At 62.5% G+C, this 13,952-nt stretch carries 13 protein-coding genes; 2 read left to right on the plus strand and 11 right to left on the minus strand.

Translation table 11 applies throughout. From position 1 onward, the window contains the following. Nucleotides 1-6: 6 nt before the first annotated feature. A complete protein-coding gene (locus DNK06_RS19035; RefSeq protein ID WP_131181570.1) occupies nt 7-840 on the plus strand; it encodes an aldo/keto reductase in 834 nt (277 codons plus the stop codon). A 243-nt stretch (nt 841-1,083) separates the two neighbouring features. On the opposite strand, the gene pcaC is transcribed toward DNK06_RS19035, so the two are convergent. From pcaC to DNK06_RS19090, 11 genes are all read right to left on the minus strand, one after another. After that, complete coding sequence (gene pcaC / locus DNK06_RS19040; RefSeq protein ID WP_131181571.1) at nt 1,084-1,479, minus strand: 4-carboxymuconolactone decarboxylase; 396 nt, start codon at nt 1,477-1,479, stop codon at nt 1,084-1,086. A gap of 250 nt (nt 1,480-1,729) precedes the next feature. Continuing rightward, nucleotides 1,730-2,518, minus strand: a complete 789-nt coding sequence (gene pcaD, locus DNK06_RS19045; RefSeq protein WP_131181572.1) for a 3-oxoadipate enol-lactonase — start codon at nt 2,516-2,518, stop codon at nt 1,730-1,732. A gap of 9 nt (nt 2,519-2,527) precedes the next feature. Further along, nucleotides 2,528-3,907: a 3-carboxy-cis,cis-muconate cycloisomerase gene (locus tag DNK06_RS19050; RefSeq protein WP_131181573.1), complete on the minus strand. Its 1,380-nt coding sequence runs from the start codon at nt 3,905-3,907 to the stop codon at nt 2,528-2,530. A gap of 18 nt (nt 3,908-3,925) precedes the next feature. Further along, nucleotides 3,926-5,239, minus strand: a complete 1,314-nt coding sequence (locus tag DNK06_RS19055; protein WP_131181588.1) for an MFS family transporter — start codon at nt 5,237-5,239, stop codon at nt 3,926-3,928. A 379-nt stretch (nt 5,240-5,618) separates the two neighbouring features. Further along, nucleotides 5,619-6,824 (minus strand): 3-oxoadipyl-CoA thiolase, encoded by a 1,206-nt coding sequence (pcaF, locus tag DNK06_RS19060; protein ID WP_131181574.1) that lies wholly within the window; start codon nt 6,822-6,824, stop codon nt 5,619-5,621. Beyond that, complete coding sequence (locus tag DNK06_RS19065) at nt 6,821-7,603, minus strand: CoA-transferase subunit beta (RefSeq protein ID WP_131181575.1); 783 nt, start codon at nt 7,601-7,603, stop codon at nt 6,821-6,823. Before DNK06_RS19065 ends, pcaF begins: the two co-directional genes overlap by 4 nt. Continuing rightward, nucleotides 7,603-8,454 carry a CoA transferase subunit A gene (locus tag DNK06_RS19070; RefSeq protein ID WP_131181576.1) on the minus strand — a complete coding sequence of 284 codons (852 nt, stop codon included), beginning with the start codon at nt 8,452-8,454 and terminating at the stop codon, nt 7,603-7,605. Before DNK06_RS19070 ends, DNK06_RS19065 begins: the two co-directional genes overlap by 1 nt. A 217-nt stretch (nt 8,455-8,671) precedes the next feature. Beyond that, a complete protein-coding gene (locus DNK06_RS19075) occupies nt 8,672-9,628 on the minus strand; it encodes an AraC family transcriptional regulator (RefSeq protein ID WP_131181577.1) in 957 nt (318 codons plus the stop codon). A gap of 248 nt (nt 9,629-9,876) precedes the next feature. Next, entirely contained in the window at nt 9,877-10,806 is a 930-nt protein-coding gene (gene catA / locus DNK06_RS19080; RefSeq protein WP_131181578.1) for a catechol 1,2-dioxygenase, read from the minus strand. 57 nt (nt 10,807-10,863) lie between these two features. Next, on the minus strand, nt 10,864-11,154 hold the full coding sequence (gene catC, locus DNK06_RS19085; protein ID WP_131181579.1) for a muconolactone Delta-isomerase: 291 nt from the start codon (nt 11,152-11,154) through the stop codon (nt 10,864-10,866). A 23-nt stretch (nt 11,155-11,177) separates the two neighbouring features. Further along, nucleotides 11,178-12,299, minus strand: a complete 1,122-nt coding sequence (locus tag DNK06_RS19090) for a muconate cycloisomerase family protein (protein WP_131181580.1) — start codon at nt 12,297-12,299, stop codon at nt 11,178-11,180. Between the two features lie 230 nt (nt 12,300-12,529). Between DNK06_RS19090 and DNK06_RS19095 the strand changes: the two genes are divergently transcribed. After that, nucleotides 12,530-13,405 carry a LysR family transcriptional regulator gene (locus DNK06_RS19095; protein ID WP_131181581.1) on the plus strand — a complete coding sequence of 292 codons (876 nt, stop codon included), beginning with the start codon at nt 12,530-12,532 and terminating at the stop codon, nt 13,403-13,405. The last annotated feature ends 547 nt before the right edge of the window (nt 13,406-13,952 follow it).

Raw genomic sequence — 13,952 nt, forward strand, 5'->3', positions numbered from 1 at the left:
ATTCACATGCAGGCCATCCGCAATCGTTACCAACTGAACATGCCGAAACTCGGCCTGGGCACCTGGCCCATGAAGGACGACGAATGTACCCGAGCGGTGCGCCAGGCTCTGCAGATCGGCTACCGGCATATCGATACCGCCACCGCCTATGAGAACGAGGCGGCAGTGGGCAAGGCGCTGGCCGAGACCGACGTCGAGCGCGAGAAGATTCACCTGACCACCAAGGTCTGGTGGGACAAGCTGCAACCCGACGCCATCCGCGCTTCGCTCGCCGCCAGCCTGCAGGCGCTGCGCACCGAGTATGTCGACCTGTTCCTGATCCACTGGCCGGGCAACGCCGGCAGCCTGGCCGGTGATGACCTGCGCCGCGCCCTGGAAACCCTGGCGGCTCTGCGCGACGAAGGGAAAACGCTGAACATCGGCGTCGCCAACTTCCCGCTGCCGCTGCTGCGCCAGAGTATCGAGGAGTTCCAGGCCCCCATCGCCGCGATCCAGGTGGAGTATCACGTGCTGCTCGACCAGCAGCCGATGCTCGATTATGCCCGCGAACACAACCTGGCGTTCACCGCCTATTGCCCGCTGGCCCGCGGCGAAGCCGCGCAATTGCCGGAAATCCGCCAGATCGCCGCCAAGCACGGCGTGTTCCCCAGCCAGGTGGTGCTGCAGTGGCTGCTCGCCCAGGACAATGTGGCAGCGATCCCCAAGGCCAGCGGCGTGGAAAATCAGCGGGCCAACCTGGCCGCCCTGGATATCCGCCTCGACGACGAAGACCGCGCCCTGATCGCCAGCCTGCCGAAGGATCGGCGCCTGGTCAGCCCGGATTTCGCGCCGAAGTGGTAAGCGGAAAATGAAGAGCCCCGCCTGGTGCGGGGCTCAAACCGTAGCCTGGGTGAAGCACAGCGATACCCGGGAGCGGTTGGTGGAAGAAAACAGCGTCTTCCACCCTGCGGGATAGCAACGCCCGCGTAGGAGCCCCGCCCACGGGGCGATGCGATTAAGGCAACCCGCAACACCAACGCCGAACACCCACCCGTAGCCCGGGTCAAGCGCAGCGATACCCGGGAATGCACCGATGCACGCTCACTACTTGTCGAGGGACTCGACGCCGACTTCGTCCCACAGCTCTTCGGCAAGGTGGAAGGTGGCATTCGCCGCTGGGATACCGCAGTAGATCGCGCTCTGCATGATCACTTCCTTGAGTTCCTCACGGGTCACGCCATTGTTCTTGGCAGCCTTGAGGTGCAGCTTCAGCTCGCCTTCGCGGTTCATTCCGATCAGCATGGCGATGGTGATCAGGCTGCGGGTGTGGCGCGGCAAGCCCGGACGCGTCCAGATATCACCCCAGGCATGACGGGTGATCATTTCCTGAAACTCTTGGTTGAACGGCGTGATGTTCTGCAGGCTGCGATCGACATGGGCATCGCCCAGCACCGCACGGCGTACCTGCATGCCGGCTTCGTAACGTTGTTTCTCGTCCATCAGTAGCTCCAACTATCAGTCGTGCACGGGGCGCAGGGTGGGTCACGCTTCATCGACCCACCACTGGTACCGCGGTCAAAAGGGGGATGAAAAAAGCAAGTAGGATGGGTGCAACCCATCAATTGCCGATGGGTTTCACCCATCCTACATCCCTTTAAATACCATTATTAATCAATTACTTATCAGGTCATTGCCGGAGAGAACGGCGCTGGATCGCGGCTAAAGCGGCACACCGCCCGTCTTGCGCTGATCAGGCCTGCAGGAAACCCAGCACGCGCTGAGTGAACAGCTCGCCAGCCTGCACATTGGACAGGTGCGCGGCGTCGAACTCGACCAGCTCTGCATCGGCGATACGCGCCTGCATGAAGCGACCGTGTTCCGGCGTGGTCACCGCATCGCCGGTACCGCAGACGATCAGGGTCGGCGCGCTGATCGACGCAACCTGCTCGCGAAAGTCGGCGTCGCGCACCGCTGCGCAGTTGGCCGCGTAGCCCTGGGGCGAGGTCTGCGCCAGCATGGTGACGATGGGATCGACCTTCTCCGGGTGCTCGGCAGCGAACGGTGGCGTGAACCAGCGCTCGATGGAGGCATCGCGCAGATCGCGCATGGCCTTCTCGCCCCCCTTGAGTACGGTGTCGATGCGTGTGTTCCACACCTCGTCCGTGCCGATCTTGGAGCCGGTGTTGCACAGCACCAGGCGCTGCAGGCGCTCGGCCGCGTTGATACCGAACCACTGGCCGATCAAACCGCCCATGGACAGGCCGCAGAAATGCACCTTGTCGATATCCAGCGCATCGAGCAGTGCCAATACGTCGTGACCGTTCTGCTCGATGCTGTAAAAGCCCGGGCTGACCAGTGACTGGCCATGGCCACGCGTGTCGTAACGCAACACGCGAAAATGCTCGGTGAACGCCGGAATCTGCGCGTCCCACATATGCAGGTTGGTGCCCAGGGAATTGGACAGCACCAGTACCGGCGCATCCGCCGGGCCTTCGAGTTGGTAGTTCAGGTCGCCATCGGCGAGGGATACCACAGGCATGACAATCTCCTAACGAGAAGCGTTTTTTTGTTCCAGTTGACGGCTCTGCGCCACGGCACGCTCGACCCAGCGGCGAGCCTGGCCCAGGTAATGGGCGGGATCGAGCAGGCGATCCAGCTCTTCTGCGGATAGCTGAGCACCGACCTCGGCATTGCCGCCCAGCACCTCACGCAGATGAGCGCCCTCCTTCACCGCCTGTTTGCAGCATTGCTCGACGAGATGGTGAGCCGCGTCGCGACCGATTCGTTGCGCCAGGGCGATGCTCACCGCCTCGGCCAGCACCAGGCCACGGGTCAGATCGAGGTTGCGAGCCATACGCTCGGCATCCACCTCAAGCCCCGGCACGACCAGCAGTGCCTGCTGCAATGCACCGGAAACCAGGCAACAGAGTTCCGGCAGGGTTTCCCACTCGGCATGCCACAAGCCGAGGCTGCGCTCGTGCTCCTGAGGCATGGCCGTGAACATGGTGGCAACCAGACCGGGCGCGCGGGTGGCGGCACCGATCAGCACCGCAGCACTGACCGGGTTGCGCTTGTGCGGCATGGTCGAGGAGCCACCCTTGCCCGGCGCGGAAGGTTCGAACAACTCACCGGCCTCGGTCTGCATCAGCAGACTGAGGTCACGGCCCAGCTTGCCCAGGCTGCCGGCGATCAGGCCAAGCAGGCTGGCGAACTCGACCAGGCGATCGCGCTGGGTGTGCCAGGGCTGCTCCGGCAGTTGCAGATCCAGCTCAGCGGCCAGGGCTTCGGCCACGGGCCAGGCCTGGTCGCCCAGCGCCGCCAGGCTGCCGGATGCGCCACCGAACTGCAGGCAAAGCAGTCGTGGTTTGATTTCCTGCAAACGCTGACGATGACGGTCGACCGCACCCAGCCATCCGGCGATCTTCATGCCCAGGGTCACCGGTGTGGCGTGCTGCAGCCAGGTGCGCCCAGCCATGGGGGTGGCGGCATGTCGCTCGGCCTCCTCGGCCAACAGCCGACTCAGGGTATTCAGATCGGTCTCCAGCAGCTCGATGGCAGCACGTAGCTGCAGCACCAGGCCGCTGTCCATGGCGTCCTGGCTGGTGGCGCCCAGATGCACATAGCGCTCGGCCTCTTCGCTCTGCGCCGCGATGCGTTTGCCCAGCGCCTTGACCAGCGGAATCGCCGAGTTGCCGGCGCTACCGATGGCTACCGCCAGGGCATCGAAATCATAGAGTTCAGCCCGGCAGGCGGCTTCGATATCCGCGACCACCGTCGCAGGAATCACACCAACCGCAGCCTCGGCCCTGGCCAGCGCCGCCTCGAAGTCGAGCATGCCCTGCACGCGACCATGGTCGCTGAACACCTCGCGCATCGGCGCACTGGTGAAATAGGCATCGAACAGTTGGCTGCAGGGCCTTGAACTCATACTGCGATAACTCCGTGGTCAATGATCGTGGTGTAGATAACTGGCCTGTCGCGGCAGACGCAAGCTGACCAGAAAGGCCAACACCATCATTCCCGACACGTACCAATAGAAGGTCTGCTCCAGGCCAATGGACTTCAGCCCCAGTGCCACGTATTCGGCGGACCCACCGAATAGCGCATTGGCCACCGCGTAGGCCAGACCGACGCCCAGGGCGCGTACTTCCGGCGGGAACATCTCGGCCTTTACCAAGCCACTGATCGAGGTATACAGGCTGACGATGGCCAGGGCCACAATGATCAGCAGGAAGGCAATCACCGGGCTATGTACCGTTTGCAGCAGCGCCAGGATGGGCCAGGTGAAGATCGCGCCCAAGGCGCCGAACCAGAGCATCGAGGTGCGCCGACCGATACGGTCGGACAAGGCACCGAACAGTGGCTGCATGATCATGAACAGGAATAGCGCGCCAGTCATGATGCCGCTGGCGGTCTTGGCTGTCATGCCTACCGAATTGACCAGGTACTTCTGCATGTACGTGGTGAAGGTATAGAAGATCAGCGAGCCGCCGGCTGTATAGCCGAGCACGGTGAAGAACGCCGCCTTATGGTGCTTGAACAGGTAGGCGATGCTGCCTGACTCCTTGCTGCCGATCTGGTCTTTCTTGGCGGTCTCGTCCAGGGAACGGCGCAGGTAGAAAGCCACCACGGCAGCCAGGGCACCGATCACGAACGGGATGCGCCAGCCCCAGGCACGCAGCTCATCTTCGGTGAGCAGTTGCTGCAGAATCACCACCACCAGCACCGCCAGCAACTGGCCGCCGATCAGGGTGACGTACTGGAACGAGGCGAAAAAGCCGCGCTGCCCCTTGAGCGCCACTTCACTCATGTAGGTGGCCGTGGTGCCGTACTCGCCCCCCACCGACAACCCTTGGAACAGACGGGCTAGCAACAGCAGCAGCGGCGCCAGGGTGCCGATGCTGTCATAGGTCGGCATGAAGGCGATGGCCAGCGACCCCAGGCACATCATCAGCACCGAGATCATCATCGAGACCTTGCGTCCGTACTTGTCGGCGACGCGGCCGAACACCCAGCCGCCGATCGGCCGCATCAGGAAGCCGGCAGCGAATACGCCTGCGGTATTGAGCAGTTGCACGGTGGGGTCGTCGGAGGGAAAGAAGGCCGGCGCGAAATAGATCGCGCAGAAGGCGTAGACGTAAAAGTCGAACCACTCGACCAGGTTGCCGGACGATGCGCCGACGATGGCGAAGATACGCTTGCGCCGTTCTTCGGCGCTGTAGTGGGGTGCTTCATACACCGCGCTGGCATCAGAACTCATCATGGATACTCACTGGTAAGGGAAGGAAAGCATCCCTTACTCCGACTCATATGTAACCAAATGATTCGAGCATTATTGCCCTGCTTGATCGCTTGCAACAGTAGCGAACATGGTTACGCGGAACCCTGTCCGATACCGAAGCAAGCAAACTCCTGGTACCTGTCGACCATCTCGCCGGCCAGGCAATTGGCCAGGACAAGGCGGAGGCGGCCGCTCACCCCGTAGGGTGGATGACGCTCTTTTCATCCACCATTGCGATTGCAGAGCGGTGGACGGGTCGGGCCGCGTAGGTGAAGCGTCGTCCACCCTACGTACCCTCCCACAAAAGCAGCGCGTCCACTGTCCGCTTCCGCCTTTTTGCGGCCGTATATACAGGCTTCTAGACGCGCTCGATGGCCAGGGCCAGGCCTTGGCCGACGCCTACGCACATGGTCGCCAGACCGAGCTTGCCACCGGTTTTCTCCAAGTGATGAATAGCGGTCAGCACCAGGCGATTGCCGCTCATGCCCAGCGGATGGCCCAGGGCAATGGCACCGCCATTCGGATTGACCTTGGGACTGTCGTCCGCCAGGCCGAGATCACGGGTGACCGCCAGGCCCTGAGCGGCGAAGGCTTCGTTGAGTTCAATCACGTCGAAGGCATCGATATCGAGGTTCAGGCGGGTCAGCAGTTTGCGTACCGCCGGCACCGGGCCGACACCCATGATGCGTGGTGCCACGCCGCCGCTGGCCATGCCGAGCACCTTGGCGCGGGCCTTGAGGCCGTACTTCTGCACGGCTTCGGCGGACGCCAGGATCATCGCCGAGGCGCCGTCATTGAGGCCCGAGGCATTGCCGGCGGTGACCGTCTTGTCCGGGCCATTGACCGGCTTGAGCTTGGCCAGCCCCTCGGCAGTGGTGTCCGCACGCGGGTGTTCGTCGGTGTCGACGATGGTCTCGCCCTTCCTGGTCTTGATCACCACCGGGACGATTTCCTCGGCGTAGTAACCGCTTTCCCGGGCCGCCGCCGCCCGCTGCTGGCTACGCAGGCCGAAGGCATCCTGATCGGCACGGCTGACGCCGTAATCCTCGGCGACGTTGTCGCCGGTCACCGGCATCGGGTCGACGCCGTAGCGCTCCTTCATCGCCGGGTTGACGAAGCGCCAGCCCAGGGTGGTGTCTTCCAGTTTCTGCCCGCGACCGAAGGCGCTGTCGGCCTTGCCCATTACATAGGGCGCACGGGTCATCGACTCGACGCCTGCGGCAATCGCCAGCTCCATCTCGCCCGAGGCGATGGCGCGGAAGGCAGCGCCGACCGCTTCCATGCCCGAGGCACAGAGGCGATTGAGGGTGACGCCCGGTACCGTCTCCGGCAGGCCGGCGAGCAGCAGCGCCATACGAGCGACGTTGCGGTTATCCTCACCGGACTGGTTGGCGCAGCCCATGAACACTTCGTCCACCGCCGACCAGTCGACCTGCGAATTGCGCTCGATCAGCGCCTTCAGCGGGATCGCCGCCAGATCGTCGGCACGTACGGCGGACAGGCCGCCATTAAGCCGGCCAATCGGTGTGCGTACGGCGTCGCAGATGAAAACCTCGCGGCTCATTCGTCACTCCCCTTCTGCCCATGGGCAGCGGCGGTACGCACCTCGAGATCGCGCAGCGCGGCCAGTTCCTCGGCTTTCGGCGCCTCGGTGGTGGTCACGTTGTCGGCGAAACGGATCTGCCAGCCGGTGTTCTCGATCACCTGCTCGCGGGTCACGCCCGGGTGCAGCGAGGTGACGATGAATTCGTTGCTGCCGGCTTCCGGCTCCATGATGCACAGGTCGGTGATGATCGCCACCGGCCCTTCGCCTGGCAGGCCCAGGCGCTTGCGATGGTCACCGCCCTCGCCATGACCGACCGAAGTGATGAACGCCAGTTTGTCGACGAAAGTGCGATGGCCCTGCTTGAGGATGATCAGCACCTTCTTCGCACTGCCGGCGATTTCCGGCGCGCCACCGGCACCAGGCAGACGCACTTTCGGCGCATGGTAATCGCCGATCACCGTGGTGTTGATGTTGCCGAACTTGTCGACCTGGGCGGCGCCGAGGAAGCCGACATCGATACGCCCGCCCTGCAGCCAGTAGCGGAAGATCTCGCCGGTGGGCACAACGGTGTCGGCGGTCTCGGCCAGCTCGCCGTCACCGATGGACAACGGCAGTACGGTCGGCTTGGCGCCGATCGGGCCGGACTCATAGATCAGTACCACTTCCGGGGCATGGGTCAGGCGCGCCAGGTTGGCCGCCTTGGATGGCAGGCCGATGCCGACGAAGCACACGCTGCCATTACCGAGGCGGCGAGCGGCGGCCACGGTCATCATTTCATTGGTGTTGAAGTCGCTCATCACTTGGCCTCCCCGTTAATTTTCGCCTGGTACTGCGCAAAATCCTCGGTGCCACGGATGTATTCGTCGATCCAGGCGGTGAAGGTCTCGCGGTCACGGGAAATCGGATCCCAGGCCTGGTAGAAGCGGTTGTCGCGCTCGTAGTAACCGTGGGCGTAGGACGGATGGGCACCACCGGGCACCACACAGACCGCGGTCAGCGCCCAGGTCGGCAGTACACAGGCGTTCATCGGTGCCTGCAGGTCGTCGACGATTTCCTCGACGGTGACGATGCAGCGCTTGGCAGCCAGAGCCGCTTCCTTCTGCACACCGAGAATGCCCTGGATCAGCACGTTGCCCTTGCGGTCGGCCTTCTGCGCATGGATCACGGTGACGTCAGGGCGCACGCTCGGCACGGTTGCCAGGCTCTCGCCGGTATACGGACACTCGATGAACTTGATCTCGGGGTTGACCTTGACCAGATCCGAGCCCTGATAACCGCGCAGCACGGCGAACGGCAGGTTGGATGCGCCAGCGACATAGGCATTGGCCATGGCGGCATGGCTGTGTTCGCTGATTTCCAGCTTGTGCGGCCAGTGTTTCTCCACCGCATCGCGCAGGCGGTGCAGCGAGCCGACACCGGGGTTGCCACCCCAGGAGAAGATCAGCCGTTTGGCGCAGCCGGCACCGATCAGCAGGTCATAGACCAGATCCGGCGTCATGCGCACCAGGGTCAGGTCTTTCTTGCCCTGACGGATCAGTTCATGAGACGCAGCGGTCGGGATCAGGTGGGTGAAGCCTTCGAGGGCGACGGTGTCGCCGTCGTTGACGAAGCGCTCAACCGCCTCGCGCAGGGAGAGAATTTCAGCCATGGTCGTTCTCGTCTTATTGCTCTGGATACCGTGGGCGGCTGTTACGCCGTGTAGTCACAAGGTACCCACCCCATAGGCAGCTAACAATCCGATAATCGATTAGACGTTCGATAATCGAACGATACTTGCCTGGGGTTTAATCGCTCCTATGATCCGACCGGCAGATGCGTCGCCCAGCTATCCGTGAGCGCCCATGACGTACCAGGCGACTCCTCCCTCAGCGGTTGCGCCTGTAGGTCTCGGAAGGCAGTTCGCCAAAGCAGCGACGATAGGATTCGGCAAACCGTCCCAGGTGCAGGAAACCATGATCCAGGGCGATTTCAGTCACGCTGCGCACCTTGCACGCGGGATCGAGCAATTGAGCGTGAATGCGCTCCAGCTTGCGCTGGCGAATGTAGTCCTTGGGCGTGATGCCGGCGTGGCGTTCGAACAGTGCATACAGTGAGCGCTCGCTGACTCGAGCGACGGCCAGCAACTGATCGACGCCAATGTCCTGAGTCAAATGCTGCTCGATGTAATCCACGACCTGTTCGAACGAAGTGGCCTGGGTCTGTGGCTGAACTCGCTGCACGTTATTGTCCAACAGGGCCAGCAGCTTGCTGGCGACGATACGCACGTAATGCTCCTGCACCTGGGGCATGCTGGCAGCCGCTTCGGCCTCCTCGCAGATCAGCATCAGCAGGCTGGCAAAGCCCTCCAGCTCACGCATGTCATGCCGTGCCGCGCTAAAGCGGATACCACTTTCCGGCAACATCCAGCGTTGCTCCAGACAGGTATTTTCGAACAGGCTGACCGGCAGTTTGACGATGAATTTTTCGCAGTCCGCCGAATAGGTGAGATCCACCGGGTCGTCCGGGTTGATCAGCAGCAGTTCGCCCGGCACATAGAAATGCTCCTGATCGCGACATTGCGAGCGGCAGTGTCCCTTGAGCAGGATTTGCAGGTGGTAGATGGTCTCCAGCGCTGGCGAGGTGACCCGCACGCTGCCGCCATAGCTGATGCGGCACAGGTCGAGGCTGGAAAACTTGCGATGGCTGAGGCTCGCCTCGGGAAATCCGCTGGTGGGCAGGCGTATGCAATGGGCACCCACATGCTGATTGACGTAATCCGACACCGAATAGGGGTCGGCGCGTTCGAACACGCTGCTGCGCTCGCTCAGCAATGAGTTGCTCATCATCAGGCCTCTTGTTTCTCTTTATTTTTCTTAGAGGGGCTGACCGCCGGCGACCGGCAATCCGCTAATCACTCAGCGATTCTAACCATCCCCCGGCGCCGCGATACAACGGCGAGACAAAGGGTTACATCTTGCAGGCCAGGCCGGGTGAAACGGCTCACCCAAGCGTGTCAGCCAAACGCGATTACCCCCTGTAGCAGGGGGTAACGCTGGCTCGCCAGGCTTCAGGCTGGGCCTGATGAGCTACTTCAAACCTCCAGCGCCCGCACTCGCTCATGGCGTTGCTGGGCCTTGGGCTCGGCGGTGGATTGCAGGGTGAAATCGAATTCGATTTCGGCGAAGCGCCCTTCCACACCATGGGCCTTGGCACGCGCGACGTCATCGAAGAAGTCGATTCGGGCGATCAGCTCATCACGGGTGGCGTAGGCGAAGTCGTCGTGCAGGTACTTGTCGCCATCCAGGTTGATCTGGGTGGTGAGGTGACGATGACCCGGCGCCGAAATGAAGAAGTGCACGTGCGCCGGGCGCTGGCCATGGCGGCCGAGCTGGTCGAGCAGTTGCTGGGTCGGGCCATCGGGCGGGCAGCCATAGCCGGACGGTACGATGCTGCGGAAACGATAGCGGCCTTCGGCGTCGGTCTCGATACGGCGGCGCAGGTTGAACTCCGATTGCGTGGGGTCGAAGTAGGAATAGGTGCCGCCCGTGTTGGCGTGCCAGACATCGACAATGGCGCCAGCCAGCGGTTTGCCGTCGGTGTCGAACACCCGCCCCTGCATGAACAAAGGCGTACCGGCATCCTGACCATCGTCCAGGCGCGCTTCGCCCTTGCTCAGCGGCGCTCCAGCGACATACAGCGGGCCTTCGATGGTACGCGGCGTGCCGCCAGTACGGCCGGCCTCTTCGTCTTCGGCATCCATCAGCATATCGAGGTAATGCTCGATACCCAGGCCGGCGACCAGCAGGCCGGCTTCCTGGCGGCTGCCGAGCTCGTTGAGATAGTTCACCGCTTTCCAGAACTCTTCCGGGGTAATCTGCAGGTCTTCGATAATTCTCGCCGTGTCGTTGAGCACCCGGTGGATCACCGTTTTCATGCGGGCGTTACCCTGGTCATTGCTGAACCCACTGGCCTCTTCGAAGAACTTCTGCACGTCCACGGTCTGAGCGATACGTACGGTCATGGTCATCTCCTCATCTTGTTTTTGTCTTGAACGGATTATGCGAGCAAAGGGTGCGAATCAGCGATCGTCATCACGGATCGAAGACGGATGACGACACAGCGCCATGACCTCGATCTCCATATAGGGATACAACGGCAACTGCATCAGGGTGTCATGCAGGGCCTGAGCGTCCGGCACATCGAACACGCTGACGTTGGCGTACAGCCCGGCGATGCGCCACAGGTGACGCCAGGTGCCCTCACGCTGCAGACGCTGAGCCAATTCTTTTTCATCCGCCTTCAGGCGTGTCGCCTGCTCGACGGGCATGTCGGTGGGCAGTTTTACGGTCATGCGCACATGGAACAGCATGGCAATGTCCTTTCGATATTGAGTTAACGACGGCGGAAGTGCTGCAGGCGCTCTTCATCGAGCGTCACACCCAGGCCGGGCGTGGTCGGAATCTTCAGTTCGAAATCGCGATACACCGGCACCTCGACGAGGATGTCCTCGGTCAGCAGCAAGGGGCCGAACAGTTCGGTGTGCCACTCCAGCTTGGCCAGGGTGACGAAGGCGTGAGCGGAGGCCAGGGTGCCGACGCTGCCTTCGAGCATGGTGCCGCCGTATAGACCGATGCCTGCGGCTTCGGCGATATAGGCACTGCGCAGCACTGCACGCGGGCCGCCGTTCTTGGCGATCTTCAGGGCAAATACCGGTGCCGCGCCCGCGCGGGCCAAAGCGAAACTGTCCTCCACGCTTTCGATGGCTTCGTCGGCCATGATCGGCACCGGGCTGCGTGCGCTGACGCGGGCCTGGGCCTGTACGTCCTGGCGCGGGATCGGCTGTTCGATCAGATCCACACCGGCATCACCCAGCGCCTGGCAGGCACGCAGGGCTACCGCTTCGCTCCACGCCTGGTTGACGTCCACCCGCACGCTGGCGCGATCCCCCAGCGCTCGCTTGATCGCCGCCACGTGGGCGATATCCAGGGCGGCATCGCGGCTACCGATCTTCAACTTGAAGATCCGATGGCGACGCAGATCGAGCATGCGCTCGGCCTCTTCGATGTCTTTGGCGGTATCGCCACTGGCCAGTGTCCAGGCGACCTCCAGGCCGTCACGCACACGGCCACCCAGCAACTCGGCGACCGGCAGCCCGAGGCGTTTGCCCTGAGCATCGAGCAGCGCGGTTTCCACCGCCGACCTGGCGAAGGTGTTGCCGCGCACGGCGCGGTCGATACGCTGCATCGCCGCATTGATATTGCCGGCCGGCTGGCCAATCAGCAGAGGCGAAAAATAGGTGTCCAGGTTGGTTTTGATGCTTTCCGGGCTTTCCCCGGCATAGGCCAGACCACCAATGGTGGTCGCCTCGCCGACGCCTTCGATACCGTCGCTACAACGCAGGCGCAGGATCACCAGCGTCTGCTGCTGCATGGTATGCATCGCCAGCTTGTGGGGGCGAATGGTCGGCAAATCGACAATCAGGGTGTCGAGGCTTTCGATCAGGGAAAGGCTCATGAACGTGATCCGTGTGCAGGTCAGAGCGACTGGGCACAAGGCAGCGAACCAGAGCGCGGCTGCGCCTCGTTCACAAGGCCGGCCAGGCGCGGAAATTCAATGAAAGAAGAGAAGATGCATGTCATCACGAGCATATCCTTCAGGTTTTATTTTTGTTCGGGCACAGATTGACCTCAGCAAATAAGCCAGTCCAATATTGAATCGGTCTGGTTTCATACCCTGGAGGTATCATGGAGCTGCGCCACTTGCGCTACTTCCGCGTGCTGGCGGAAACCCTCAATTTCACCCGTGCAGCCGAACGTCTGCACATCGCCCAGCCGCCGCTGAGTCGGCAGATCCAGCAACTGGAGGATGAGTTGGGAGTAGCCTTGATCGAACGCGGTCGACCGCTACGCCTCACCGAGGCCGGGCGCTTCTTTTACGAACACTCCGTGCAACTGCTCGAGCAACTCGGCCGCGTCAGCGAAGACACCCGACGGATCGCCGAGGGTCAGCGACGTTGGCTGGGCATCGGCTTCGCACCTTCCACCCTGTACGGCGCCCTACCGGAGTTGATCCGCCAGTTGCGTAGCGAAGCCGCCATCGAACTGGGGCTGTCCGAGCTGATTACCCTGCAGCAGGTGGAAGCGCTCAAGCGTGGGCGTATCGATATCGGTTTCGGGCGCATCCATATCGACGACCCGGCCATCGTGCAGGAAGTGATTCGTGAAGACCCTCTGGTGGCCGCCCTGCCCGCTGGCCATCGACTGTTGGCCGAACCTGCATCGTTGGAAGACCTGGCGCGCGAACCCTTCGTGCTCTACCCCGGCACCCCGCGACCCAGCTATGCCGATCATGTGCTCGGGCTGTTCGCTCGCAACGGCTTGAAGATTCGCGTGGCACAGATGACCAATGAACTGCAGACCGCCATCGGCCTGGTGGCAGCCGGTATCGGCATCACTCTGGTGCCCGCCTCGGTACAGCGTCTGCACCGCGACGACATCGGTTACACGCCACTGCTCGACATCAGCGCCACCTCGCCGATCGTGATCAGCTATCGCAAGGATGATGATTCGCCGCTGCTCAGGCGCTGCCTGAACCTGGTCAAGAATCTCGACCTCGAGTGATCCCCCTACTGAGTGTTCGCCACAGCAGAGTCGCGGTGACGAACATCCAGGACGTAGGGTGGATCGGGCCGCGCAGGTGAAGCGTCTTCTCCGTTGTTCTTGTATCAGGCAGGGCCAGATTAGGCGGGGGTATCGCAGGGCAATAGCCGTTTACTGCAGATCGCTATCCGAATCCTGCACGTGGCAAGGGTGCTCGAGCAGCGGGAGGCATTAGCCTCGATCAGAGGCTTGCGGGTGAGGCCTGTTGTCCGCTGGGATCGCCCGCAAAGCCAGGCGCCCCCGCAGCCCTGCAAGATGCGGTGCCCGGAAATTTCGATCACTTCAGACAGATAAGGCTGCAAAACGCCGAGAGCGATTCTGGCGGCGCCTATGACGGCCCGCAGGGTGGCCGCCAGGAATGGCGCCCACAAAAAAGGGCGACCGAACAGAGCGTGTGAAAACCCGCTGATGTAGGTATTGGCACCCGGCAAACGCCCTGACATCGTTCGGGGCGTTTTCTTTTGTGCGATTCAGAAGGTCACCACCGGACTTTTCAGGCGAGCAGCTC

Origin of the sequence: Phytopseudomonas daroniae, from assembly GCF_004327285.1 — a bacterium.
Taxonomy (GTDB): Bacteria; Pseudomonadota; Gammaproteobacteria; order Pseudomonadales; family Pseudomonadaceae; genus Aquipseudomonas; species Aquipseudomonas daroniae.